The organism is Streptomyces sp. NBRC 110028 (assembly GCF_001417735.1).
In the GTDB taxonomy this organism is placed as follows: domain Bacteria; phylum Actinomycetota; class Actinomycetes; order Streptomycetales; family Streptomycetaceae; genus Streptomyces.
In genome coordinates this window covers 384,448-410,042 of the sequence record NZ_BBUZ01000024.1, presented here as the reverse complement: position 1 = coordinate 410,042, position 25,595 = coordinate 384,448, and the positions used below count along the sequence as shown (strand labels likewise).

General features: G+C 73.3%; 21 protein-coding genes. 8 read left to right on the top strand and 13 right to left on the bottom strand.

Features of this window, described 5'->3' with window-relative positions:
- Positions 1–35: 35 nt before the first annotated feature.
- From ASC60_RS11095 to ASC60_RS11060, 8 genes are all read right to left on the bottom strand, one after another.
- Positions 36–1,184, bottom strand: coding sequence for an ABC transporter substrate-binding protein (locus ASC60_RS11095; RefSeq protein WP_234356888.1), 1,149 nt, complete (start codon positions 1,182–1,184; stop codon positions 36–38).
- A 206-nt stretch (positions 1,185–1,390) separates the two neighbouring features.
- The gene (locus tag ASC60_RS11090; RefSeq protein ID WP_055549447.1) at positions 1,391–2,782 is read right to left on the bottom strand and encodes a sulfate adenylyltransferase subunit 1; all 1,392 of its coding nucleotides are present in this window, start codon (positions 2,780–2,782) and stop codon (positions 1,391–1,393) included.
- A 2-nt stretch (positions 2,783–2,784) separates the two neighbouring features.
- Positions 2,785–3,735 (bottom strand): sulfate adenylyltransferase subunit CysD, encoded by a 951-nt coding sequence (gene cysD, locus ASC60_RS11085; protein WP_055549445.1) that lies wholly within the window; start codon positions 3,733–3,735, stop codon positions 2,785–2,787.
- 139 nt (positions 3,736–3,874) lie between these two features.
- A complete protein-coding gene (gene cysC / locus ASC60_RS11080) occupies positions 3,875–4,447 on the bottom strand; it encodes an adenylyl-sulfate kinase (RefSeq protein WP_055549442.1) in 573 nt (190 codons plus the stop codon).
- Positions 4,447–5,148: a phosphoadenylyl-sulfate reductase gene (locus tag ASC60_RS11075; protein ID WP_055549440.1), complete on the bottom strand. Its 702-nt coding sequence runs from the start codon at positions 5,146–5,148 to the stop codon at positions 4,447–4,449. The genes cysC and ASC60_RS11075 overlap by 1 nt, the downstream gene beginning before the upstream one ends.
- The gene (locus tag ASC60_RS11070; RefSeq protein ID WP_055549438.1) at positions 5,145–5,345 is read right to left on the bottom strand and encodes a hypothetical protein; all 201 of its coding nucleotides are present in this window, start codon (positions 5,343–5,345) and stop codon (positions 5,145–5,147) included. Before ASC60_RS11070 ends, ASC60_RS11075 begins: the two co-directional genes overlap by 4 nt.
- Entirely contained in the window at positions 5,342–7,036 is a 1,695-nt protein-coding gene (locus tag ASC60_RS11065) for a nitrite/sulfite reductase (RefSeq protein ID WP_055549436.1), read from the bottom strand. Before ASC60_RS11065 ends, ASC60_RS11070 begins: the two co-directional genes overlap by 4 nt.
- 396 nt (positions 7,037–7,432) lie before the next feature.
- Positions 7,433–7,966: a GNAT family N-acetyltransferase gene (locus ASC60_RS11060; RefSeq protein WP_055549434.1), complete on the bottom strand. Its 534-nt coding sequence runs from the start codon at positions 7,964–7,966 to the stop codon at positions 7,433–7,435.
- 191 nt (positions 7,967–8,157) lie between these two features.
- Between ASC60_RS11060 and ASC60_RS11055 the strand changes: the two genes are divergently transcribed.
- Together ASC60_RS11055 and ASC60_RS11050 are read left to right on the top strand one after the other, a co-directional pair.
- Positions 8,158–9,393 (top strand): YihY/virulence factor BrkB family protein, encoded by a 1,236-nt coding sequence (locus tag ASC60_RS11055; protein WP_079038354.1) that lies wholly within the window; start codon positions 8,158–8,160, stop codon positions 9,391–9,393.
- 43 nt (positions 9,394–9,436) lie between these two features.
- On the top strand, positions 9,437–10,138 hold the full coding sequence (locus ASC60_RS11050) for a class I SAM-dependent methyltransferase (RefSeq protein ID WP_055549432.1): 702 nt from the start codon (positions 9,437–9,439) through the stop codon (positions 10,136–10,138).
- A gap of 287 nt (positions 10,139–10,425) precedes the next feature.
- Here ASC60_RS11050 and ASC60_RS11045 read toward each other — a convergent pair whose 3' ends face one another.
- Positions 10,426–13,569 (bottom strand): BTAD domain-containing putative transcriptional regulator, encoded by a 3,144-nt coding sequence (locus ASC60_RS11045; protein ID WP_055549431.1) that lies wholly within the window; start codon positions 13,567–13,569, stop codon positions 10,426–10,428.
- Positions 13,570–13,876: 307 nt separating this feature from the next.
- Between ASC60_RS11045 and ASC60_RS11040 the strand changes: the two genes are divergently transcribed.
- Together ASC60_RS11040 and ASC60_RS43700 are read left to right on the top strand one after the other, a co-directional pair.
- Positions 13,877–15,157, top strand: a complete 1,281-nt coding sequence (locus tag ASC60_RS11040) for a hypothetical protein (protein ID WP_055549429.1) — start codon at positions 13,877–13,879, stop codon at positions 15,155–15,157.
- Positions 15,158–15,162: 5 nt separating this feature from the next.
- Positions 15,163–15,876 (top strand): hypothetical protein, encoded by a 714-nt coding sequence (locus tag ASC60_RS43700; protein WP_159043234.1) that lies wholly within the window; start codon positions 15,163–15,165, stop codon positions 15,874–15,876.
- Here the strand turns inward: ASC60_RS43700 and ASC60_RS11035 are convergent.
- Both ASC60_RS11035 and ASC60_RS11030 read right to left on the bottom strand, forming a co-directional pair.
- Complete coding sequence (locus tag ASC60_RS11035; RefSeq protein WP_370592906.1) at positions 15,777–17,939, bottom strand: tetratricopeptide repeat protein; 2,163 nt, start codon at positions 17,937–17,939, stop codon at positions 15,777–15,779. The two genes, ASC60_RS43700 and ASC60_RS11035, sit on opposite strands and share 100 nt — an antisense overlap.
- A 273-nt stretch (positions 17,940–18,212) precedes the next feature.
- A complete protein-coding gene (locus tag ASC60_RS11030; protein WP_055549426.1) occupies positions 18,213–18,692 on the bottom strand; it encodes a MarR family winged helix-turn-helix transcriptional regulator in 480 nt (159 codons plus the stop codon).
- A gap of 269 nt (positions 18,693–18,961) precedes the next feature.
- Here ASC60_RS11030 and rsgA point away from each other — a divergent pair, with 269 nt between their 5' ends.
- The 3 genes from rsgA to ASC60_RS11015 all read left to right on the top strand — a co-directional run bounded on the left by rsgA (position 18,962) and on the right by ASC60_RS11015 (position 23,180).
- Entirely contained in the window at positions 18,962–20,065 is a 1,104-nt protein-coding gene (gene rsgA / locus ASC60_RS11025; protein WP_055549424.1) for a ribosome small subunit-dependent GTPase A, read from the top strand.
- Between the two features lie 152 nt (positions 20,066–20,217).
- Positions 20,218–21,657: an NAD(P)/FAD-dependent oxidoreductase gene (locus ASC60_RS11020; protein ID WP_055549422.1), complete on the top strand. Its 1,440-nt coding sequence runs from the start codon at positions 20,218–20,220 to the stop codon at positions 21,655–21,657.
- A gap of 230 nt (positions 21,658–21,887) precedes the next feature.
- Positions 21,888–23,180: a protein phosphatase 2C domain-containing protein gene (locus tag ASC60_RS11015; RefSeq protein ID WP_055549420.1), complete on the top strand. Its 1,293-nt coding sequence runs from the start codon at positions 21,888–21,890 to the stop codon at positions 23,178–23,180.
- Between the two features lie 101 nt (positions 23,181–23,281).
- On the opposite strand, the gene ASC60_RS11010 is transcribed toward ASC60_RS11015, so the two are convergent.
- Positions 23,282–24,034 (bottom strand): ABC transporter permease, encoded by a 753-nt coding sequence (locus ASC60_RS11010; protein WP_055549418.1) that lies wholly within the window; start codon positions 24,032–24,034, stop codon positions 23,282–23,284.
- Positions 24,035–24,054: 20 nt separating this feature from the next.
- A complete protein-coding gene (locus ASC60_RS11005; RefSeq protein ID WP_055549416.1) occupies positions 24,055–24,867 on the bottom strand; it encodes an ABC transporter ATP-binding protein in 813 nt (270 codons plus the stop codon).
- Between the two features lie 74 nt (positions 24,868–24,941).
- Between ASC60_RS11005 and ASC60_RS11000 the strand changes: the two genes are divergently transcribed.
- Positions 24,942–25,574: a TetR/AcrR family transcriptional regulator gene (locus ASC60_RS11000; RefSeq protein WP_055549414.1), complete on the top strand. Its 633-nt coding sequence runs from the start codon at positions 24,942–24,944 to the stop codon at positions 25,572–25,574.
- The last annotated feature ends 21 nt before the right edge of the window (positions 25,575–25,595 follow it).

Sequence of the window (25,595 nt, the reverse complement as noted above, 5' to 3'; positions counted from 1 at the left end):
ACGTGTGGTCACGTGCGTACGGGAGCGGGCGGCGGCTACTGGTCGCCGAGGCCCGCGGCCGAGACGGCCGGCCTGCCCTCGGACTTCAGGACCTTGTTGAGCGGGGTCAGGTCGTAGATGCCCTTGAGGTCGGGCTTTTCCAGCAGCCCGGCCTTGACCGCGTGCTCCGCCTCGGTGTTGAGGGTCGAGGCGAGCGGATCGTCGGTGACCTGGATGGACTTCCAGGCCGGGTCGATCACATGGGCGGGCAGCGGCTTGCCGGTCTCCTCCTTGAGAGCGGCGTTCGCCGCGGCCTTCGCCTTGTCGGGGTTGGCCTTGATCCAGGCGTTGGTCTTCACCGATCCGCGCAGCACGGCCTCGACCACCTTCGGGTGCTCCTTGAGGAACGACTGCTTGACGATCAGATTGGTGATGACGAACTTCTTGTCCGGCCACAGCGACGACTCGTCCAGCAGGGTCCTGCCGCCCTCGGCGACCAGCTTGGAGGCGGTCGGCTCGGGCACCCAGGCGCCGTCGATGGAACCGGACTTGTAGGCGTCGGGAGTCACCTTGTTGTCCGAGCGGACCACGGAGACATCGCCCTTGCCGCTCTGCGCGTCGACCTTCCAGCCCTTGGAGGCGATCCAGTTGAGGAACGCCACGTCCTGGGTGTTGCCCAGCTGCGGGGTGGCGATCTTCTTGCCCTTGACGTCGTCCAGCGTCTTGATCTTCTTCGGGTTGACGACGAGCTTGACCCCGCCGGAGGCCGAACCCGAGATGATCTTGAGGTTGGAGCCGTGCGACTTCACATAGCCGTTGATGGACGGCGACGGGCCGATCCAGCCCATGTCGATGGAGCCCGCGTTCAGCGCCTCGATCTCCGACGGCCCGGCGTTGAAGACATACGGCGACACCTTCGTGCCGTGCAGCGCCTGCTGGATCCGGCCGCCCTTGCGCAGCCCCACCAGGGCGGTGGCGTGGGTGAGGTTGGCGAAGTAGCCCACCTTCACCTTGTCCAGGCCGTCGACCTTCTTGCCACCGGCCGCGGGCAGCGCCGAGGACCCGGTGTCGTCGGTCTTCTTCTGCGAGCCGTAGCCGCAGCCGCCCAGCGCGCCGATCAGCAGCGGGAGGACGGCGGCGGCCGCCAGCAGACGGGGGGTGCGGCGGTGCGATGGCGTTATCGGGCGGCGAGCGGCAGACGACACGGGAGGTGTTCCTCTCGGCGGGCCGGGCGCCGCGTCAGGGGACGCCCGGCGGTTCACAAGGACTCGGGGGAAGGGGGTACGGCACAGCGGGGAGGACGCGATTCAGCGCACACATCGCCCGACTCCGCCCTGACCACTGCCCCGGGCGCCGCTGCCCACGCGGCCGCCCTCCTTCGCGAACGTCGAGAACACCTCACCGGCCATGGTCAGAAGTCCCAGCCCTCGCCGTCGGCGGCGTCGGCACGGTCAGAGCCCTCCGCGGCGGACGCCTGCGACGCCTGCTCGGCGAACGAGTCGCCCGCCATGCCCGCGGTCAGCGTCGTGCCGTCCGCCGGGTCGATCAGCAGGAAGGACCCGGTGCGCCGGGACGCGGCGTACGCGTCCAGCGCCAGCGGCTCCGACGTCCGCAGGACGACCCGGCCGATGTCGTTGGCGGCCAGCTCACCCGGCGCCGGGTGGTGCGAGAGGTCGGCGAGCGTGAGCCGGGACGGGATGTCCTTGACGATCGCCTTCACCGTGCGGGTGGTGTGCTTCAGCAGCACCCGGTCCCCGACCCGCAGCGGACGGTCGTGCAGATGGCACACCGTCGCCTCGACGTCCTGGGTGGGAGCGGGCGCGTACGCGCTCGGGGCGAGTACGTCGCCGCGCGAGATGTCGAGGTCGTCGGCGAGCCGGACCGTCACCGACTGCGGGGCCCAGGCCAGGTCGGCGGGCCGGCCCAGCACGTCGATCCCGGTGATGGTGCTCGTACGGCCCGACGGCAGCACCGTCACCTCGTCGCCGACGCGCAGCACACCGGAGGCCACCTGGCCCGCGTAGCCGCGGTAGTCGGGGTGCTCGGCGCTCTGCGGACGGATCACGATCTGCACGGGGAAGCGCGCCGGGTCCTGCGACGGGTCGGTGCCCACCGGCACCGTCTCCAGGTGCTCCAGGACGGTCGGGCCGCCGTACCAGTCCATGTTCGCGGACGCGGTCACCACATTGTCCCCGGCCAGCGCGGAGATCGGGATCGCGGTGATCTCCGGGACGCCCAGCGAGGCCGCGTACGAGGTGAACTCCTCGGCTATCGCGGCGAACACCGGTTCCGCGTAGTCCACCAGGTCCATCTTGTTGACGGCGAGGACCACATGCGGGACCCGCAGCAGCGCGGCGACCGCGGCATGCCGCCGGGTCTGCTCCACCACGCCGTTGCGCGCGTCCACCAGGACCACCGCCAGCTCCGCGGTGGAGGCGCCGGTGACCATGTTGCGGGTGTACTGCACGTGGCCCGGGGTGTCGGCGAGGATGAACCGCCGCCGCGGGGTGGCGAAGTAGCGGTAGGCGACATCGATGGTGATGCCCTGCTCGCGCTCCGCCCGCAGCCCGTCGGTCAGCAGCGCCAGATCCGGGGCCTCCTGGCCACGGCTGCGGGACGCGTGCTCGACCGCCTCCAACTGGTCGGCGAGCACCGACTTGGAGTCGTGCAGCAGCCGCCCGACCAGGGTCGACTTGCCGTCGTCCACCGAACCGGCGGTGGCGAAGCGCAGCTGGGAAGAGGCCGCGGATCGCTCCACCGCGGTCACCACGGCCTGCTCCTCGGCACTGAGATTGCTCGTCATGGCTAGAAGTACCCCTCGCGCTTACGGTCCTCCATCGCGGCCTCCGACAGCTTGTCGTCGGCGCGCGTCGCGCCCCGCTCGGTCAGCCGGGATGCCGCGATCTCATCGATGACCTGCTCGATCGTGACCGCGTCCGACTCGACGGCACCGGTGCAGGACATGTCGCCCACCGTGCGGTAGCGCACCTGGCGCCGCTCCACCGTCTCGTCGCCCCTGGGACCGCCCCACTCGCCGGGGGCCAGCCACATGCCGCCGCGCCGGAACACCTCGCGCTCGTGCGCGTAGTAGATCTGCGGAAGCTCGATCTTCTCGCGCTCGATGTACTGCCACACGTCCAGCTCGGTCCAGTTGGACAGCGGGAACACGCGCACGTGCTCACCGGGGGAGTGCCGGCCGTTGTACAGCTGCCACAGCTCGGGGCGCTGACGGCGCGGGTCCCAGCCGCCGAACTCGTCCCGCAGGGAGAACACCCGCTCCTTGGCGCGCGCCTTCTCCTCGTCCCGGCGGCCACCGCCGAACACCGCGTCGAAGCGGTTCCTCTCGATGGCGTCCAGCAGCGGCACCGTCTGCAGCGGGTTGCGGGTGCCGTCCGGACGCTCCCGCAGCCGCCCGTCGTCGATGAACTCCTGCACCGACGCCACATGCAGCCGCAAGGAGTGCTCGGCGACGGTGCGGTCGCGGTACTCGATGACCTCGGGGAAGTTGTGCCCGGTGTCCACGTGCAGCAGCGAGAACGGCACCGGCGCGGGCGCAAAGGCCTTCAGCGCCAGATGCAGCATGACGATGGAGTCCTTGCCGCCGGAGAACAGGATCACCGGCCGCTCGAACTCGCCCGCCACCTCGCGGAAGATGTGCACCGCCTCGGACTCCAGTGCGTCAAGGTGCGAGAGCGCGTAGAGGTCGCCCTCGTCCGAGCCGGACCCGGTTCCATTGATCGGAGCCACGGTCGTCATGCTGCGCCCCTTTCGTTCGCCCCGCCGCGGTAGCGGCTGCTCGTCACATCAGCGGCTCCGCCGCGGGCACCGCCGCCCGCGCGGCGCAGAGGTGTCGCCATCGTGATCGTCTGCGGCCCGGCGGCCGCGCGTGCGTCGCTCACAGGAGTCCCCTCTCGCTCAGTAGAGTCCGAAGCGCCGCCGCCGACTCCTGGACACCTTGCTCGTGCGCCGCGATCCGCAGATCCGGGTCGACCGGGGCCTCGTACGGGTCGTCCACCCCGGTCAGCCCCTTGATCTCGCCCGCCGCCTGCTTCGCGTACAGCCCCTTCACATCGCGCTCGGAGCACACCTCGACCGGCGTGGCGACATGCACCTCCAGATACGCGGTCCCCTCGGCCTGGTGACGCTTGCGCACCGCCTCCCGGCTGTCCGCGAACGGCGCGATCACCGGCACCAGCACCTTGACCCCGTTGGACGCCAGCAACTCCGCGACGAAGCCGATCCGCTGCACATTGGTGTGCCGGTCCTCGCGCGAGAAACCGAGCCCGGCGGAGAGGAACTCGCGTATCTCGTCCCCGTCCAGCACCTCCGCCCGGTGGCCCTCACCGCGCAGCCGCTCCGCGAGCGCGTACGCGATCGTCGTCTTCCCGGCGCTCGGCAGACCGGTCAGCCACACGGTGGCCCCGGTGTGTATCGGCGCGCTCATCTCGTTCTCCTGGTCGACAGCCATCAGCCGTGCAGTCCGCATTCCGTCTTGTTGCTCCCCGCCCAGCGGCCCGACCGGGCGTCCTCGCCCTCCAGCACCCGACGGGTGCAGGGCGCGCAGCCGACGGAAGGGTATCCATCCATGAGCAGGGGATTGGTCAGTACACCCTGTTCAGCGACGTAGGTGTCCACGTCCGCCTGCGTCCAGCGGGCTATCGGCGATATCTTCACCTTTCGCCGCCGGGCGTCCCAGCCGACGACCGGGGTGTTCGCACGGGTCGGGGACTCGTCGCGGCGCAGCCCGGTGGCCCACGCGTCGTACGCCTTCAGCCCCTCCTCCAGCGGCCGCACCTTGCGCAGCGCGCAGCACAGGTCGGGGTTGCGGTCGTGCAGCTTCGGTCCGTGCTCGGCGTCCTGCTCGGCCACCGTCTGGCGCGGGGTGAGGGTGATGACGTTGACGTCCATCACGGCCGCCACCGCGTCACGGGTGCCGATGGTCTCCGGGAAGTGGTATCCGGTGTCGAGGAACACCACGTCGACACCGGGGAACACCTGGGAGGCGAGGTGGGCCACCACCGCGTCCTCCATCGAGGAGGTGACGCAGAACCGGGGCCCGAAGGTGTCGGCCGCCCAGCGCAGGATGTCGAGCGCCGGGGCGTCCTCGAGGTCGCGGCCCGCCCGCGTGGCGAGCGCTTCGAGGTCGGTGTGCTGCTGAAGCTGGGTCATATCGCTGTGTCCCCTTCTCCGGCTCGGTCGCGCCGCAGGCCCTTGGCCAGCAGCCCGAGGAACGCCAGGCGGAACGCCCGATTGCAGGCCGCGCATTCCCAGGCCGCCCCTTGCCCGCGGGGCCCTTCCTCCTCGGAGGGCCGCAGGTCCTCATCCCCGCAGTAGGGGCAGTAGAACGGCGCCGCCCTCTCGCTCACTTGAGGGCATCCTCACCGGCACGCCCCGCCCAGGTGGCGAACCGCTCGCCGTCCTCGCGCTCCTCCTGGAAGCGGCGCAGCACGCGCTCGATGTAGTCCGGGAGTTCGGCGGCGGTGACCTTCAGGCCGCGCACCTTGCGGCCGAAGCCCGGGTCCAGGCCCAGCGCGCCGCCCAGGTGCACCTGGTAGCCCTCGACCTGCTCGCCGTCCGCGTCCATGACCAGCTGGCCCTTGAGGCCGATGTCCGCGACCTGGATGCGGGCGCAGGCGTTCGGGCAGCCGTTGAGGTTGATGGTGAGCGGCTCGTCGAACTCGGGCATCCGCCGCTCCAGCTCGTCGATGAGCCAGGAGCCGCGCGCCTTGGTCTCGACGATCGCGAGCTTGCAGAACTCGATGCCGGTGCAGGCCATCGTGCCGCGCCGGAACGGGGACGGCTTCACCTGGAGGTCCAGCGCCTCCAGACCGGAGACCAGCGACTCGACCCGGTCCTCGGCCACATCGAGCACGATCATCTTCTGCTCGACGGTGGTGGTCAGCCGCCCGGAGCCATGGGCCTCGGCCAGGCCGGCGATCTTGGTGAGGGTCGCCCCGTCCACCCGGCCGACGCGCGGCGAGAAGCCGACGTAGTAGCGGCCGTCCTGCTGGCGGTGCACGCCCATGTGGTCGCGCCACTGCCGGACGGGCCGCTCGGGCGCCGGGCCGTCGGCCAGCGGACGCTTCAGGTACTCGTCCTCCAGCACCTGGCGGAACTTTTCCGGGCCCCAGTCGGCGACCAGGAACTTCAGCCGGGCGCGGTTGCGCAGCCGCCGGTAGCCGTAGTCGCGGAAGATGGAGGTGACCCCGGCCCAGACCTCCGGGACGTCCTCCAGCGGCACCCAGGCGCCGAGCCGGACGCCGATCTTGGGGTTGGTGGACAGCCCGCCGCCGACCCACAGGTCGAAGCCGGGGCCGTGCTCGGGGTGGCGCACACCGACGAACGCGACGTCGTTGATCTCGTGCACGACGTCGAGCACCGGGGAGCCGGAGACCGCGGTCTTGAACTTGCGCGGCAGGTTGGAGAACTCCTTGCTGCCGATGTAGCGGCGGTGGATCTCCTCGATGGCGGAGGTGCCGTCGATGATCTCGTCCTCGGCGATCCCGGCCACCGGGGAGCCGACGATCACGCGGGGGGTGTCGCCGCACGCCTCGGTGGTGGACAGACCGACGGCTTCCAGCCGCTTCCAGATCTCGGGTACGTCCTCGATCCGGATCCAGTGGTACTGGATGTTCTGCCGGTCGGTGATGTCGGCCGTGCCGCGCGCGAACTCCTCCGAGATCTCGCCGATGACCCGCAGCTGCTCGGTGGTCAGCCGCCCGCCGTCGATCCGGACGCGCATCATGAAGTGCTCGTCGTCCAGCTCCTCCGGCTCCAGGATGGCGGTCTTGCCGCCGTCGATCCCGGGCTTGCGCTGGGTGTACAGGCCCCACCAGCGCATCCGGCCGCGCAGGTCGGCACCGTCGATGGCGTCGAAGCCACGGTGGGCGTAGATCGTCTCAATGCGTGTCCGCACATTGAGACCGTCGTCGTCCTTCTTGGTCTGCTCGTTGCCGTTGAGCGGGGTGAAGTGACCCGCGGCCCACTGGCCTTCGCCGCGATGGCGTCCGGCCTTACGGCGGGGCGTGGCTGCTGCGCGTTCCGGTGTGGCGGGCATGGCGGTGTGTGTCCTTCTGAGCGGCTCGGTGCGGCGGATGATCTCGCGCGCACGCTCTGACCTGCGCAGGAGCGCAGGCGGGCACGGCGCTGCGGCGGATACCGGTGCGGGTGGATACGACGGGGAGGTGTCGAGGCGTGCGCGCTCGCCCACGTCGTCGGGGGCGGGCGGGAAGTGCGGGGAGGCTGTCCGGGGGCCGGTACGGGCCCTGCTGAGTGCGTCAGCTCGCCGGACAGATCGCGCTGGACATGCGGCCGAGGTCGACGTGGCGTCGACTCACCAAGGCAATTCCAGCTCGAGACATGAGGGAAGCGTGGCACGCGCATCTTCGGCGAGTCCACCTTTGTCCAATATTCGGACGTCTCGGTCTCGGTCTGTGAGATGGTGTGGGCTTGGTCACCCCTCGGTCCCGGTCTTGACGTCGAACACCCGGAAGCCCCGGCGGCGGTAGTTGCCGAGCGCGTACGGCCCGTCCTTGCTGCACGTGTGCACCCACACCCGCTTGGTCGGCGGCAGCCCGGGCCAGCGGTCGGCCAGGTCCCAGGCGCGGCGGGCGCCCCAGGTCAGCAGGTGCCCGCCGATGCGCCGACCGCGGAATGCGGGCAGCAGCCCGAAGTACGTGATCTCCACGACGCCCGCGTCCTGCGGGTCCAGCTCGATGTACCCGGCCGGGGTGCCGCGCTCGTACGCGACCCACGTCTCCGCCCCGGGCCGGTCCAGAAACTCCAGCCACCGCTCGTGCGACCACTCCAGCCGGTCGGTCCAGTCGTTGTCCGAACCGACGGCCGTGTAGAGGAAGCGGCTGAACTCCGGGCTCGCCACCTCGGCGCGGACGATCCGCACCCCCGCCTCGGCCGCGGGCTCCCGCGCCGGTCCGAGGTCCGCGGGCGAGGTCTGCTCCAGCGACCAGGTGGTCACATCGATGGTCATGGGGGCAAGCCAACCATGGATGGTGCAACGCGACGCAACCTTTGCCGCCCGGCGCACCGGGCGCGGACAGTGTCCGCGGCGGGCGGAGGGCGGTGCCGAGTCGGCGCGGCGTCCCCTCCGCCGACGCATTCCGGCCGGGTGCGCGGGTGATCGTGTCGGTCACGCCGAAGTGCGCCGGATACGGTTGGGGCGTGCAGCCAGCAGAAGACATTCCGAAGCCGTCCGGGCGGCTGAACAAGGCCCGCGCCATGTACCGCAACGTGTCCAAGCGCAGGATGGCCTGGCTGCTGCTGAAGGACACCGTCAACTCCTGCATGGAGTACCGGGTCACCGGCCTCGCCGCCGAGGCCGCCTTCTTCACGCTGCTGTCGCTGCCACCGCTGCTGCTCGGCCTGATCGGGCTGCTCGGCTACTTCGACGCGTGGACCTCCACCGAGACCGTGGCCACCATCCGGCAGAACATCCTCGACGCGTCGGGCACCGTGCTCTCCGACAGGGGCGTCAAGGAGATCGCCCGGCCGCTCCTGGACGACGTCATAGAGGGCGGCCGCCCCGATGTCATCTCGCTCGGCTTCGGCATCGCGCTGTGGTCCGGCTCCCGCGCGGTCAACGTGTTCGTGGACACCATCACCATCATGTACGGGCTGGAGGGCCGCCGCGGGATCGTCCGGACCCGGCTGCTCGCCTTCCTCCTCTACCTGGTGGCCCTCGTCATCGGGGCGGTGGCGCTGCCGCTGATGGTCATCGGCCCGGAGACCCTGGTGGACTTCGTGCCGTCCAGCGCCACCCTCGTACGGGTCCTGTACTGGCCCACCGTGATCCTGCTGTCCGTCGCCTTCCTCACCACGCTCTACCACGTGTCGGTGCCGGCGCGCTCGGCGTGGCGCGAGGACATCCCGGGGGCGCTCGTGGCGCTCACCATGTGGGTGCTCGGCAGCTTCCTGCTGCGGATCTACCTCATCCACACCGTGGAGGGCCCGACGATCTACGGATCGCTCGCGGCGCCCGTCGCCGTCCTGCTGTGGATCGGCGTGTCCGCCTTCGCGGTGCTCGTCGGCGCCGCCGTCAACGCCGCCATCGACCGGGTGTGGCCCTCGGTGGCCACCGCCGCCGGCCGCGCCCAGCGGGCGGCCTGGACCCGGGAACAGGCGGCCCTGGAACGCGCCAGGGACCAGCGCACGGCCGACGACGGGTCGGCCGAGATCACCCCGCCGTCGGAGTTCCCCGAGCGCTGGGCCCAGTTCCTGCCCCACGCGGACATACGGAGCCGGCTGCACCACCACGGCAAGCGCGACCGCGAGCCGAAGCGGGACGAACCGAAGGGGACCGAGGCGGGGCCCACCGACCCCCGGCGGCCCGAGACGAAACGTCCCGAGGTCAGTGCCGCCGAGGACGGCGCCACACGGGACGGGGCGCCCCCGGCGTAAAACGCGTCGCGCTGCGCACCGGCACTCGCCGATACTGCGGCGCATGGTTTCCTTCTCCGACTTCGACACGCGCGGATACCGCACGGTGGACGTCGCCACCGGCTACGGACAGTGGGTCGAGACCTACGAGCAGACCGTCGAGGACGTGATGGACCTCGCCCTCCTCGACGAGCTCGCCGATCCCTCGTGGACCTCCGTCCGCCGCGCCGCCGACCTCGGCTGCGGCACCGGCCGCACCGGCGCCTGGCTGCGGCGGAGCGGGGTGGCCGCGATCGACGGCGTCGACCTCACCCCCGAGATGCTCGCCCGCGCCCGCGCCCGTGGCGTCCACGACCGCCTGTTCCAGGGCGATGTGCGCGCCACCGGCCTCGACGCGGGCGCGTACGACCTGGTCATCGCCTCGCTCATCGATGAACACCTGCCCGAGCTGCGCCCGTTCTACGACGAGGCGTGGCGGCTCGCGGAGCCCGGCGCGGCCTGTGTGGTGGTGGCCTTCCATCCGCACTTCATCATGACCACCGGCATGCCGACCCACTTCACCAGCGACACGGGCGAGTCGGTCGCCATCAGCACCCATGTCCATTTGCTCAGCGAACACATCACGGCGGGGCTGGGCGCGGGGTGGACGCTCACCGAGATGCGGGAGGGTGTGGTGGACGAGCGGTGGCTGGCGGTGAAGCCGAAGTGGGAGCGGTTCCGCCACCACCCGGTGTCGTGTGCGCTGGTGTGGCGCAAGAAAACCTGACGGTGCGTATGTAAAACGTTTCTTCGCTACTGCGATTGGGTGTACCTTGCGGATCACGCCTTTTGATCAAGGGGTCCTGACCCAGTAACTCCATTCCTCAATGGGAGTGTTGTGATCAACGCAAGGAGCGTTTTCGTCGCCGTGGCCACCACGGCCGTACTCGCCGTGGGTGCGACGACGATAATCGCCGGAACCGACCAGTGGATGTGGTTCGCACGGCAGTCGGCAGGTAGCCAGGTGAGCGCCTGACCGACAACCCGCGCCGCTCGCCGGGCGCTGACGCCGCGTCAGCGCCCGGCGAGCAGGCACCGCAGCCGCTCGGCCTCCGCTCCCGCGTCCAGGCGCTGGTACAGGTCGACCGCCTGAGCCCCGTAGTGGTGTGCGCTCTCCCGGTCGGCGGCGGACAGCGCCGTACGGGTAAGGCCCGCGAGGGCGTGGGCGCAGCCGAGCGGGAATCCGATGCCCTGGGCCAGGTCCAGCGCCTGCCGGTAGACCTCCGTGGCGGTGGCGAGATGGCCCGAGCGGTGGTGTGCGTCGGCCGTGCCGATGAGCGCCCGCTGCCGTTCGTACGCGTTGTCGATGCTGCGGGCCGCCCGGTCCGCCTGCGCGAAGTGGCGTAACGCCTCGTCCGTGCGGCCGCTTTCGGCGTACGCGGTCCCCATGCTGATCAGCACGTTCGCCTCGCCGAGAGTGTCCCCGGCCGCCCGGTGGCTGTCGAGGGCGCGCCGGAAACACCTCAGCGCCCGGGCGGTGTCCCCGGTGGCCTGGTGCACCCGGCCGAGGTTGGTGTCGAGGATGGCCAGCTCCTGACGGCCGCCGAACTGCCGCGCCAGGGTGCGGGACCGCTCGTAGTGGGCGCGGGCCTCGTCGTAGCGCGCCTGGATATAGGCGATTTCGCCCAGGTTGTTCAGGGCCTTGGCCTGCCCCCGCAGATTTCCGAGCGCCTCGTGGACGCTGAGCATGACCCGCACCCGCTCCAGCGCCTCGGCGTACCGGCCCGCGTAGTGCAGCGCCGCCGCCTGGATGTTGAGGCAGTCCGCCTCCCCGCCGCGGTCGCCGACCTGCTGGTAGCGCCCGATGGCCCGGTCCAGCACCCGCAGCGCCATCTCGCCGTGGCCCGCCGCGAGATGGGCGCGCCCGGACTGCAGGAGGGCGTCGGCGCAGCCGTGCGGATCGCGCAGGCCGCGGAAGAGGATCAGGGCCTCGGTGGCGCAGCGCTGGGCCTCGTCGTGGCGCTTCTGGGCCAGCACCTCCGCGCGTTCCACGAGCGTTCTGGCGAGGGCGGGCCGGTCGGCGCGGGCGCGCAGGACCGTCAGGGCGGCGCCGTACAGCTCGGCGGCGATGTCCCAGGTACCCCAGGTCTTCAGCGCGCCTGCCAGGACGTGCGGGAAGAGCGCCGCGTACGAGGGGGAGCGGCCGGGGGCGGTGCGGGCCGCGGCCAGCAGGTTGGCGCGCTCCAGGGTGAGCCACACCGACGCCTCGTCGGCGTCGGTGAACGCGGGCGCGTACGGGGACTCCTGGGGCGGTCCGGGCGGCCGTGGCCGTCGCTGCGGATGGACGAGGCGGTCGGCGCGGTGTGCGGCGGTGAGGTAGTAGCCGAGCAGCCGCTCGACGGCCTCGTGGCGGGCGGCCTCCGACTCCTCCCGGGCGCAGATCTGGAGGCCGAACGCGCGGCCGAGGTCGTGGAACCGGTAGCGGTCGCGTACGGGTTCGTCCAGCAGGTTGCTGTCCTGCAGCTCTTCGACCACCCGCCGGATGCGCGCGGCGTCCGGTCCGGCGAGCGCGGTGGCGGCGGCGAGGGTGATGTCGGGGCCGGGGTGCAGGGCGAGCCTGCGGAACAGGCGCTGTGCGGGGGCGCTGAGTCCGGCGTACGAGAGCTGGAAGGCCGACGCCACCGCGGGGTCGAACTCCTCCAGCGGGTCGGTGGCCTCCGCCAGCCGGTCGAGGAGGTCGTGCAGGCCCCAGGCGTCCCGGTGCCGGAAGCGGCTGGCGAGCAGCTGGACGGCGAGCGGGTGGCAGCCGCACGCGGCCACCACCCGCCGCAGCGCCTCGGCGTCGGCGGCGGACGGGGAGGGGGACAGCCGGGCGGGCCCCGCGATCCGGGCGAAGAGGGCGACGGCCTCCGCCTCGGAGAGGACGTCCAGATGGAGCGAGGCGGCGCCGTTCAGCCCGACCAGCCGGTTGCGGCTGGTGACGATCGCCCGGCAGCCGGGGGAGCCCGGCAGCAGCGGGCCGACCTGGGCGGCGTCCCGGGCGTTGTCGAGGATGACGAGCACCCGGTGGCGGGCGGTCCAGGCCCGCCACCGGGCCGCCCGTTCGTCGAGCGAGTGGGGGAGCGGACCGGGCGCGCCGGAGGCGTGCAGCAGGACCGCGAGCGCCTCGGCGGGGTCGCACGGCTGCTGCCCGCCGTAGGCGTGGAGGTCCACGTAGAACTGCCCGGCCGGATACGCCCCGCACAGCCCGTTCGCGGCGCGGATGGCGAGCGCGGTCTTGCCGACGCCGGGCATGCCGTGGATGACGGTGAGGGGGAGGGAGGTGGCGGGGGCGGCCGACGGGGTGAGCAGGATGCGCAGTTCGCTCGTCCGGCCGGTGAAGTCCCGGACGTCACGCGGAAGGGTGTTCCCGGGCTCCCGGACCGCGGGGGCCTCCGCCAGGGACGCGGCCGGGCGGTCGATGCCCATCAGGGCACGGTCCTGATCGAGGATGCGCTGATGCAGTTCGCGTAAGTCCGCCCCGGGTTCGATTCCCTGCCCTTCGCGGAGCCGCCGGCGGGTGTCCCGGTAGACGGTGAGCGCTTCGTCGTCCCGTCCGGAGCGGTAGAGCGCCAGCATCAGGGAGGCGATCGCCTTCTGGGCGTACGGGTTCTGCGCGGCCAGCTCGCGCAGCTCGCCGACGAGGTCCGCGTGCTGCCCCAACTCCAGCTGCAGCCGGATCCGTTCCTCCCGCACCCGCCGGTGGTCCTCGACCAGCCGGGCCCGCGCCGCCGCCGCCCAGGCGCCGGTGAACTCCGCCAGCGGCTCGCCCCGCCACAGCTCCTCGGCGGCCCGCAGCAGCCCGACGGCCCGCTCCCGCTCGCCGCGCGCGGCCGCCGCGCCCGCGTCGCCGCGCAGCCGCTGGAAGCGCAGCAGATCGGTGTCCTCCGGGTTCACCCGCAGCCGGTACAGCCGTGGCGACGGCCGCTCGACCCCCGCCCGGTCCCCGACGGCCTCGCTGAGCCGTCTGCGCAGCCGGGACAGATAGCTCTGCAGCGTGTCCAGGCCGGTCGGCGGCGGTTCGCCGTCCCAGACCCGCTCCATCAGCGTGTCCGCGGTGACCGGCTCGCCCCGGGCGTGCACCAGCACGGCGAGCACACAGCGCTCTTTGATCGAACCGAGCGCGCACCGCCGCTCGTGATGCCATAGTTCGAGGGGTCCCAGAGCAAGCAGTTTCACCGTCGGCCCCCGATGGGTGTGCTTCTCCCCGCCGATGGATCGGCGGCCCGCGCACGTTCGTACGGCACCCGTTCACTGTTGCCGCGCGGCCGGGGGTGGCGGACAGAGGCGCACGGATGCGTGGCGGGCGCACGTCCGCACCGCTGTGATCAGGCGTGATGGGGACGATCAGCGCCGCAGGACGGATGCAGGAATTCCGCAACCCCCGCGTCCAGTCCCCCGGGCACGCCCTCCACCGGCGGCCAACCGGGTCGCCGGCCGGAATCGGGCGCAGCGCCCGAAGGGAAGACCGGGGGAAGTCGAACCAATGAGCGTGACCATGCTGGAAGCCCATCCGCGCCATGTGCCGGTGCGCCCGGACGTCGAGTACTGGGCCACCCGGGAGATCCGCCGCAGGGTCCTGGCCGTGGTGCACACCGTGACCGCCGGACAGCGGCTGCTGGACGCCATCCGGCTGCTGGAGGGCGACGCGCGGGTGCAGGTGTTCTTCACCGCGGCGCCCGATGTGTTCAGCAACGGCGTCGCCGCGTTCCTCGAGGGGCTGCGGGGGCTGGTGCTGCCCTGGAGCCAGGCGGTGCAGACGCCGTTCGACCTCGCGCTGGCCGCGGGCCACGGCAGCCTGCACGAACTCCACGCGCCCGTCATCGTGCTGCCGCACGGCGCCGGACACAACAAGATCGTGCCCGGCCGCCGGCGGGGAGGCGCGGTGGCGCAGCGCAGCGTCTACGGGCTCAGCCGGCAGCGGCTGGTCCGGGACGGGGCCGTGGTGCCCGAGGCCATCGTCCTGGCGCACCAGGAGGAACTGGCCCGGCTGGGCCGGGAGTGCCCGGAGGCGCTGCCGGTCGCGGAGGTCGTCGGCGACCCGTGCTTCGACCGCATCACCGCGAGCCTGCCCGCCCGCGCCCTGTACCGGGAGGCGATGGGCGCCCGGGCCCGGCAGCGGCTCGTCCTCGCCTGCTCGACCTGGGGCCCGAACTCCCTGCTGGGGCACGGTTTCGAGGTGCTGGAGCGGCTGGTGGCGGAGCTGCCGAGGGAGGAGTTCCGGGTCGCCGCGCTGCTGCACCCGCACGTGTGGAACGCCCACGGCGAATGGCAGGTCCGCAGCTGGCTCGCCCGGCTGGGCCGCTCCGGGCTCACCGTGCTCAGCCACTACGCCGACTGGGTCGGGGCGCTCGTCGCGGCCGACTACATCGTCGGCGACCACGGCTCGGTCACGCTCTACGGCGCGATGACCGGGGTGCCCGTCCTGATGGCCACTCTGCCCGACGCCGATGTCGACCCCCGCTCGCCGCTGGCCGAACTGGGCTCGTTCGCGCCCCGGCTGCGCCAGGACCGCCCGCTGCGCGAGCAGTTCAAGCGCAGCTCGGCGACGTACCGGGCGCAGCGCCACCAGCGGGTGGCGGCCCGCATCACCTCGGAACCGGGCCGGTTCGCCCGCAAGATGCGCACGCTGCTCTACCGCAAGCTGCGGCTGCGGGCCCCCGCCTGGCGGCCGACCACCGAGCCCGCGCGGCTGCCGTTCACGGTGCCGTACGACGAGCCGGGCAGCGTGGCGCCGGGCGGCATGCCGCCGGGGGCCGTGTCATGACGCCGGTGACCGCTGTGGTGAGGGAGCCCGCCCGTGGTGTCCTGACCGGCCGCGTCCAGGTCGCGCTGCTGCGCCCGGGGCGCGGTGCGCGGCGGACGCGGGCCGCCCGGGCGGTGGACACCCGGGCGGTGGCCCCCGGGGGCATGGCTTGGACCGCCGCCTCCCGGACCGCCGCCTCCCGGACCGCCGCCTCCCGGACCGTCGACACCCGGGCCGTGGCCTCCCGGACCGTCGACACCGAGGCCTTGGCCTCCCGCACCGTGGCTTCCCGCACCGTGGACGAGCATCTGCGCGTCCTGCTGCCCACCCCGGTACCCTCGCTCGCCCCCCTCGCGGACGTGCTGCTGGCCGGGGCGGAGGCCGGGACCGAGCCGCGACGGCAGACCGCCGCGCTGGCCGCCCGCCACCCCGGCGCGCTGGTGGTGGCGGTGCACCGGGGGCTCGACCTGTGGATGCGGCTGGGGCCCGACGGGCGCGCGCTGACGCTGCGCGCGCGGTGCCCGGCGGCCGGGCCGCCGTGGGCGGTGTGGGCGGTCTGGGCCTCGGTGGCCCACGCCTGGCTGGTGGCCGGGCTCCCGGCCGGGGAACTGGGCGCGGCGCCGCTGCGGCTGATGTGGGTTCAGCCCGCGGTGCCGTCCGTGGCCTGGTCGTCCAGCCGTCCGAGCCGGGTGCGTACGGCCTCGGCATGGGCCGACTTCGAACGGCCCACCGCCGAGTAGAGGTCCAGGGCCTCCCGGTAGCGCTCCCGGGCCAGGTCCGTCCGGCCACGCCGCTCGGCGAGCGTGGCCAGGCTCTCCACGGCGCGCGCCGTCTCGTAGTGCGCGGCCATGCCGCGCAGGGTGGCCAGCGCCGTGGACAGCCGCTCCTCCGCCAGGTCGAGCCGGTCCCGGCCGAGGTGGGCGCGGCCCAGCAGGGTGGCCGCGCGGGCGGCGTTGTACGCGTCGCCCGCCTCGTCCAGCGTGGTGTGCGCGGCGTCGGCTTCGGCCTCCGCCTGCTCCCACAGCCCCCGCTCCAGGGCGATGTCGGCGAGGTTGAGCCGGGCCAGGCCGCCCGCCCGCCGGTCGCCGACCTCAAGCAACTCCGCGGCGGCCCGGGTGAACAGCTCGGCCGCCCGGTCCAGGCGGCCCAGCCGCTGATGGGCCAGGCCCTGGTAGTTGAGCGTACGGGCGTGGCCGAGCGCGTCGCCGCCCGCGCGGAACGTCCGCGCCGCGCGCTCGAACATCTCCAGGGCCCGCTCGTGGTCACCCATGCCCAGCTCACCCATCCCGCCGGAGGTCAGCATCCGGCACTCCGCGACCGCGTCCCCCAACTCCTCCGCCGCCAGCAGCCCTTCGCGGTCGGCGGCCCGCCAGTCCTCGTAGAACTTCCGGCGCAGGAACAGCGGCCACAACGCGTCGGCGAGCTGCCAGGCGACGGTGGGGAAACCGGCGGGGCGGGCGACGCGGATCACCGCCATCAGGTTGGGCAGCTCGCCCTCCAGCCAGTCGAGCGCGGCGTCGGTGCCCTCGCCGAAGCCGGCCGGTACGGGTTCGCCTTCTTCGCCGTAGCTCCGGTCCAGGGTCCGGTGCTGTGGATCGACGATCTCCTCGGCGCGGGTGGCGGTGGCGAGGTAGTGGTCGGCGATGCGGCGCAGGGCCGCCGCGCGCTCCCGCGCGGTCTCGTCCGCCTCCGCCTTCTCGGCGGCGTGCAGCCGTACGAGGTCGTGGAAGCGGTAGCGCTCGTCCCCGGCGTCGATGAGCAGGTTCGCGTCGTGCAGCAGATCCAGCGGCCCGGCCGCGTCCCGGCCGCCGCCCAGCGCCGCCCCCGCCACCGCGCCCCCGAACTCCGGGCCCGGATGCAGCCCCAGCCGCCGGTACAGCCGGGCGGCCTCGTCGGGCAGCCCCTGGTACGACAGGTCCAGAGCGGCCCGTACGTCGTGGTCCCCTTCGATGGCCAACGCCTCCAGCCGGCCGCGCTCCTCGGTCAGGGCGCGCACCATCGTCGTGAGGTGCCGTCGCGGCCGCGCCGCGAGCCGGGCCCCGGCCACCCGCACCGCGAGCGGCAGCCCGGCACACAACTCGACCAGCGCCCGCGCCTCTTGGGGCTGCGCGGCCACCCGGCCGTCGGCGAGCGTGACCTCCAGCAGCTCGATGGCCGCCTCCGTGGCCAGCGGGTCCAGATGCACCGCGTAACACCCGTCGACCGTCAGCCCCGGCATCCGCCACCGGCTGGTCACGGCCGTCACGTTCCGGCCGCCGGGCAGCAGCGGCCGCACCTGGGCGGCGGTCGCGGCGTCGTCGAGCAGCACGACCAGCCGACGGTCCGCGGTCAGCGACCGGTACAGCGCCAACCGCTCGGCGAGCGCCGTGGGGACCTGCCCGGTCGGCACGCCCAGCGCGCGCAGAAACCGCCCCATCACCTCGTCGGGCGCCGCGGGTCCGGCCGCGGACTGGGCGCCGAGGTGGGCGTAGAGCTGCCCGTCCGGAAACCGCTCGCGCAACCCGTGCAGCCACGCCAGCGCCACCGCCGTCTTGCCGACCCCGCCCAGCCCGCTGACCGCGGCCAGCGTCCCGTACCCCTCCGCCGCGGCCCGCTCCCGATGCCCCTCCAGCGCCTCCAGCTCCGCCGTCCGGTCGGTGATCCGCACCGACGGCGGCAGCTGCCACGGGACATGGGCCCGCCGCCCCTCGCCGGCGCCCTCGGCCTGGATGTGGATCCCCCCGTAGACCGTCCTCGCCTGCACGGCCCCGCCGTGCACGGTCCCGCTCAACTCGTTGTGGTCACCGCGCGCTTGCCCCTGCACCCGTCCCCCTCCGAAACGCATGAGTGACACGGCCCTTGGAGAGCATCATTTCCCTGGCCCGAACTGATATTCGTCGCACGGGGGTGATATGACTCTCTCTCCGCCGCCGGGTCACTTCCCGTGACGAGGTTAGTGCAATATGCCTGGGTCATATTCTGCTCACCTATTCGTTCGCAATTCGAAGAAAGGTGGGGGAAATCGCCGGCGGCCAGGTCGGGGACATTCTCCTCGCCGGCGGTCGCGGCGCCCTCGACCCGGTCGCCGCCGGGACTCTCAGGACGGGCCGGGGTCGTCGAGGAGCTTCAGATGGGCCGAGAGGTCGTCGACCATGCGGCCGAGCAGACGGCCGAGGTCCCGGCGGTCCTCGGCGGGCCAGTCGGCGAGGGCGCCGGTGAACCAGCCGAGGACCGTGCGCATGTAGCGGTCGGCGGTCGACGCGCCCTCAGGGGTCAGCTCGATCAGCCGGGCGCGCTGGTCGTCGGGGTCGGCGATGCGGCGCACCAGCCCCCGCTGTTCGAGACCTTGGATCTGGCGGGTGGCATGCGGGCCCGCGACCTGCATACGGTCGGCGATCTCGCCGATGCGCAGGGGCTCGCCGGAGAGCTTGAGCACGTTGAGCACCCCCATCGCGGGCCGCTCCAGCGTGATCCCGGCGGCCGAGATGGCCTGCTCGTACATGCGGCCGCGGTTCAGCACGTTGCTGAGCTGGGTCAGCCGGGGGAGCAGCTCCGCGAGCAGGTCGTCGTCATCCATGGGTTTGCTTACCTAACCTAGGTACATGGCCGGGGTGAAGCGTACCGCTCGCGCGAAAAACCGGTGGTGCCGCGTCCACGGAGGGGGATACGGTGTCGTCCGTTCGCGTCGAGAGCGAGGAAACGGGAGGTGAGGACATTGATGACGGTCACGGTTGCGGGCTGCGCCGCCCGCGTTCACAAGTGCATCAATCCCATCCCCGTGGCCTCCGGCTGACATTTCCGCAGATTCCGCTGCGCGCCGGGGACCGCCCTTCGAAGGGTTTTCCCTTGAGCTTGAGCAATGCTTTTTCCGCCGCCACTCTCGTTCCCTATGGCTGGGACGAGGGCTGGGAGGCCGAGTTCGCTCCGTACGCACGGCAGGGGCTGGTCCCCGGGCGCGTGGTGCGGGTGGACCGGGGCCAGTGCGATGTGGTGACGCCCGGGGGCACCGTCCGGGCGGACACCGAGTTCGTCGTTCCCCGTGACCCGATGAAGGTCGTCTGCACCGGCGACTGGGCCGCCGTGGACGCCGTGGGCGAGCCGCGCTACGTACGGACGCTGCTGCCGCGGCGTACCGCCTTCGTGCGCTCGACGTCGTCCAAGCGCTCCGACGGCCAGGTGCTGGCCGCCAACGTCGACCACGCCGTGATCGCCGTGTCGCTCGCCGCCGAGCTGGACCTCGGGCGGGTCGAGCGCTTCGTGGCGCTCGCCTGGGAGAGCGGGGCGCAGCCGGTGGTGGTGCTCACCAAGGCGGATCTGGTGGACGACCCGGGCACGCTCGCCCATCTCGTCACCGACGCCGAGACCTCCGCGCCCGGGGTGCGAGTGGTGGCGGTCAGCGCCACCACCGGGCAGGGGCTGGACGTCCTCGGCGCGCTGCTCGCGGCCGGGACCTCCGTACTCCTCGGCCAGTCGGGCGCGGGCAAGTCGACGCTGGCCAACGCCCTGGCCGGGGCGGACGTCCAGGACGTACGCGCGATCCGGGACAGCGACGGCAAGGGGCGGCACACCACGACCACCCGCAACCTGCTGCCGCTCCCCTCGGGCGGCGCGCTCATCGACACGCCCGGGCTGCGCGGGGTCGGGCTGTGGGACGCGGAGGGCGGGGTGGCGCGGGCGTTCGCCGAGATCGAGGCGTACGCCGAGGACTGCCGCTTCCACGACTGCGCGCACGAGACCGAGCCGGGGTGCGCGGTGCTCGCCGCGGTCGAGGACGGTGCGCTGCCGCCCCGGCGGCTGGACAGCTACCGCAAGCTGCTGCGCGAGAACGCCTACCTCGCGGCCCGCACCGACGCCCGGCTGCGGTCGGAGATGCGGCGGGAGTGGAAGCAGCGGCAGGCGCTCGGCCGGCACATGGTCGAGCGCAAGCGCGGGCCGCGGCGCAAGCCGTAGCGCCGCGCGGCCCGCGGGCGGTCGCCGGTGCTTCGCCGGTTCGGGTGGCCGACGGCGGTGACTCGACGCGAGGATGGGGGGAAGCGTCATCCCACGGTCGGGTATACCGCCGGCGGCCGGCACGGCCGGCTGCCGGCAGAGAGCGGGTCGCGATGCATTCCGGTACGGATGAGTACGACGTCGTCGTCCTGGGCGCGGGCCCGGTCGGGGAGAACCTCGCCGACCGGGCCCGCGCCGCCGGGCTCTCCACGGCGATCGTGGAGAGCGAACTGGTCGGCGGCGAGTGCTCGTACTGGGCCTGCGTCCCCAGCAAGGCGCTGCTGCGCCCGGTCATCGCCCGCGCCGAGGCGCGCCGTACGCCCGGGGCCCGGCAGGGCGCCGACGTGCCGCTGGACGTGGACGCCGTCTTCGCCCACCGGGACGCGTTCGTGTCGAACTGGAAGGACGACGGCCAGGTCGACTGGCTCGACTCGACGGGCATCGACCTGGTCCGCGGCCAGGGGCGGCTCGTCGAGCCGCGCCGTATCGCCGTCACCCAGCCGGACGGGCAGGAGCGCTTCCTGGCCGCCCGGCACGCCGTGGCCATCTGCACCGGAAGCCGGGCCGCACTGCCGGACCTGCCCGGTCTCGCGGAGGCCCGCCCGTGGACCAGCCGGGAGGCGACCAGCTCCTCCACGGTGCCGCGGCGGCTGGCCGTGGTGGGCGGCGGGGTGGTCGCCGTCGAGATGGCCACCGCGTACAGCGCCCTCGGGTCCGAGGTGACCATGCTGATCCGTGGCTCCGGGCTGCTGGAGCGCATGGAGGCGTTCGCGGGCGAGCTGGTGGCGGAGTCGCTGGCCGAGGCGGGGGTGAAGATCCGTACGGGGACGTCCGTGACGGCCGTACGGCGCGACGGCGCGGGCGGGCCGGTGACGCTCACGCTGGACGGCGGGGAGACCGTCGAGGCCGACGAGGTGCTGTTCGCCACCGGCCGCGCCCCGCGCACCGACGACCTCGGCCTGGAGACGGTGGGGCTCCCGCCCGGCGGCTGGCTGGACGTGGACGACACCTGCCGGGTGCGGAACGTGCCGGGCGGCTGGCTGTACGCGGCGGGCGACGTCAACCACCGCGCGCTCCTCACCCATCAGGGCAAATATCAGGCGCGGATCGCGGGCGCGGCCATCGGCGCCCGCGCCCAGGGCGTACCGCTGCTGGAGACCGACCGCTGGGGCGCCCACGCGGCGACCGCGGACCACGGGGCGGTGCCGCAGGTCGTCTTCACCGACCCGGAGGTGGGCGCGGTCGGGCTGACCGCGGAGCAGGCCGAGGCAGAGGGGCGCAGCATCCGGGTCGTCGACTACGACATCGGCCAGGTCTCCGGCGCCGCCCTGTACGCGGACGGCTACCGCGGCCGCGCCCGCATGATCGTCGACCTGGACCGGGGGCATCTGGTCGGTGTGACGTTCGTGGGGCCGGGCGTGGGGGAGCTGCTGCACTCGGCGACGGTGGCGGTGGCCGGTGAGGTGCCGATCGAGCGCCTGTGGCATGCGGTGCCGTCGTTCCCCACGGTGAGCGAGGTGTGGCTGCGGCTGCTGGAGGCGTACCGGGGCTAGTGCCGCGTCAGCCAAGGTTCACCCCGCTCGCCGCCCTGGCACGGCCATCTGCGGCGTTGCCGAATCGACCGAGTAGGCCCACTACGAGGCCGATCCGGCGCCTTGCATCTGACCGCACCAGGACGCCTCGCTACCGGGCAAACCTTGACTGACGCGGCACTAGTTCGTCCCACGGCGCCGGGGGCCAGCGCGTGGTGTTCCCGTGCGGCCCCCCTGGGGACAATATGGGGATGAGCCAGCAGGGGGACGACCGACGCCGTCACGAAAACGACTGGTGGGGGGAGTTGTACGACCCCGCGCGGGCCGACGCCGGGCCCGCCGCCGCGGCCGACTCGGTGGACGAGCGCTTCGATTCCGCGTCCCGCACCCTCGGCCGCGGACGGCCGGGCGGGGACCAGATGCCCTCCGCGGGGGCGCCTTGGGGCCCGGCGGAGAGTGAGCCCCCAGGGGGTGCGCCGGGTGCGGACGGCGGCGCGGGAGGTGGCCCGCGGGGGCGGCGGCCCGCCGAGGGCGGCGACGGCCCCGGCGTGGCACCGCCCCCGCCCGGCCCCGCGCCCCGGCGGCCCTGGCGGGCCGCCGCGTCCGGGTACGTCGGCGACGAGCCGCCCGTGTACGAGGCCGAGCCGACCACGCTGCCCGTCGCCGGCCCGGAGGAGCCGGGCGGCCCGGTGCCCGACACCGTGCTCGACGGCGCCCGCTACGGGACGTTCACCCTGCGGGCCGTGTCGCAGCGCGGTGACGCGGCGCGTTCCCGGGGCGAGCCCCGGCGGGACGCGCTGCTCACGGCCCGGTTCGGGACCGGGGACGGCGCCCTGGTCCTGGTGGCCGTGGCGGGCGGTGCCAAGGCGCCGGACGCCGCGCGGGAGCTGTGCGACTGGATCGGTACGGCCGTCGGCCGCAGCCACGCACGGCTCGCGGAGGACATCCGCGCCGCCCGGCGGGGCGCGCTCAAGTCCGGGCTGCACCGGCTCACCGACCGGGGCTACGGGCGGCTGCGCACCCGCGCGGCCGAACTCGGCGTCGAGCCGGCCGCGTACACCGCGCCGGTGCGCTGTCTGCTGCTGCCCGCCCATCCGGACTGCCGGGCCCGGGTGTTCTTCGGGGTCGGTGACGGCGGGCTGTTCCGGCTGCGGGATGGCGTCTGGCAGGACCTGGAACCGGACGCGGCGGAGGGCGACACCGTCGGCGGGCCGGTGCTCGCGTTCGGCGACGGGTGCGCGTCGGCCCCCGGCCTGCCCGCCGACTGGGAAGCCGCCCCGGGAGTCACTCCGCACGACGGCGCCCCGGCCCCCGCCGCCCCGTTCCGCTTCCGCGCCTCCGCCGCCCGGCCGGGTGACACCCTGCTGCTGTGCGGCACCGGCCTCGCCGAGCCGCTGCGCGCCGAGCGGGCGCTCGCCGCCCACTTGGCGCAACGTTGGGCGGTGGCCGAGCCGCCGGGGCTCGCCGGGTTCCTCGCCGACGCCCAGGTGCGGGTGAAGGGGTACGCCGACGACCGTACGGCGGCGGCCATCTGGGAGGCGTGAGCGTCCCGGCCGTCCCTCTTCTTCGGAAGGAATCCCCGCCCTTCTGCCCGTTTACGGGGTGGAGGGGGTCGCCCTCCCCTCGTGCGGCCCGCCGGGGGGCGTCAGCGCTCCGCGCGGCGGAAGAGGCGGGCGCCGGTGAGGAGGCAGACGGCGGCCAGGGCCAGGGTGACGGCGGCGCCGAGGGCGACGGTGGCGGTCGCGTAGTGGCCCAGGTAGGCCTGGCGTACGGCGTCGACCGTGTAGCGGAACGGTACGGCGCGCGAGGCGCCGTCCAGCCAGCCGGGGGCCAGGGACATCGGCAGGAGCAGGCCGGACAGCAGCATCAGCGGCATGCCGGCCGTGTTGGCGATGGCGGCGAACTCGGGTGTCGTCCTGACGTGCATGGCCAGGCCGTAGGAGAGGGCGGCCAGGGCCGCCGAGAGCACGGCCACGAACAGCAGGCCGAGCAGGATTCCGGCGAGCGGCGCGCGGAGCCCGAAGGCCAGTCCGAGGAGGACGAGCAGCACCGACTGGGCGACCAGTTGGGCGACGTCGCGCAGGACCCGGCCGAGCAGCAGGGCCAGGGGGCTCACCGGGGTGACCCGCATCCGGTCGATGACCCCGAGGTTGTGGTCCATCAGCAGGCCGAGGCCGACGTACGAGCCGCCGAGCAGGGCGAGCTGGATGAGGACGCCGGGGACCAGGGTCTGCCAGGACGAACCGCTCGCGCCCAGGGGGAGTTCGGTCAGCAGGGGGCCGAAGAGGGCCAGGAAGAGCAGCGGTTGGAGCATGCCGAAGAAGAGCTGGGTCTTGGAGCGGAGGGTGGCCCGGGCGTAACGGGTGAAGACGACGCCGGTGTCGGCGAGCAGGGGCATGGGAGTGCCTTACGTGGGTGTCAGATGGCGACGGGTTCGCCGGTCGGGGTGGAGCGGCCGGTGATGGCCAGGAAGGCGTCCTGGAGGCTGGCGGCGGGACCGCCGGCGTGGCGGGCCTTGAGGTCGGCAGGGGTGCCCTCGGCGACGATCACGCCGGAGTCCACGACCACGATCCGGTCGGCGAGCGCGTCGGCCTCGTCCAGGTAGTGCGTGGTCAGGAAGACCGTGGTGCCGTGCTCGGCGCGGATCCGCAGGATCAGGTCCCACAGTTCGGCACGGCTGCCGGGGTCGAGGCCGGTGGTCGGTTCGTCGAGGAAGACCACCTCGGGCCGGTTGACCAGGCCGAGGGCGATCTCCACCCGGCGGCGCTGACCGCCGGAGAGCGCGCCGGTGGGGCGGTCCAGCAGGGCCGTCAGGCCGAGGTCGTGGGCGAGTTCGGCGGCGCGGGCGGGCGCCTCGGTGCGGGAGAGCCGGTGCAGTCGTCCCTGGGTGACCAGTTCCTCGCGTACGGCGCAGGCGGGGTCCAGGCCGCCGGACTGGGCCACGTAGCCGATCCTGCGGCGCACGCCCGCGGAGTCGCCCCGCAGATCGTGCCCGGCGACCGTGGCCTCGCCCCCGCTGGGTGGCAGCAGGGTGGTGAGCATGCGCAGCGTCGTGGTCTTGCCCGCCCCGTTGGGACCGAGGAAGCCGAGGATCTCACCGCGGCCGACGGTCAGGTCGATGCCGCGGACGGCGTGCACCGGGCCCGTCGGGAGCGGATACGTCCGGGCGAGCCCCCGGGTCCGGATGACGGGCGTGGGGGTGTCTGGTGTGGGGGTGTCTGGTGTGGGCATGGCGCCGATAAAACCACAGTGCGTTGCAAAACTGCAATGCATTTCAAGTTTGCAGCGCGGTTAGACTTCAGGGCATGGCAGAAGGGCTACGGGAGCGCAAGAAGCGGGAGACGCGGCAGCGCGTCCACCGGGTCGCGATCGATCTGTTCGTGGAGCGTGGCTTCGACCACGTCACGATCGCCGAGGTCGCGGCCGCGGCGGAGGTGTCGGTCAACACCCTCTACAACTACTTCGAGGCGAAGGAGGACCTGGTCCTGCCGCCGGACCAGGCGTCCCCGCGGCGGCTCGCCGACATGGTGCGGGACCGCGCCCCGGGGGAGTCGGCGGCCGGCGCGGTGCTGGCACGGCTGCGGGAGGAGGTGGGGCGGCGGGACCGCTCGCTCGGGCTGACCGAGGGCTTCGGGCGGGTGTTCGCGATGATGCGGGCCGCCCCGACGCTCACGGCCCGGCTGGAGGGCCTCGGCCGGGCGATGACCGACGCGCTGGCCGCCGTGCTGGCCGAGGAGACCGGCGCCGGGCCGGACGACCCGCTGCCGCGGGTGGTGGCCACCCAGCTCGGGGCGTTCCACTCGCTGGTGTTCGCCGAGATCGGCAGGCGCACCGAGGCGGGGGAGGGCCCTGAGGCGATCGCCGCGGCCGTGGTCGGGCTGCTGGACGCGTATCAGGGGGTGCTGGGCGAGCCCTTGCGCGCGTACGCCACACGGTGAGCACCACCGAGAAGCGGGACG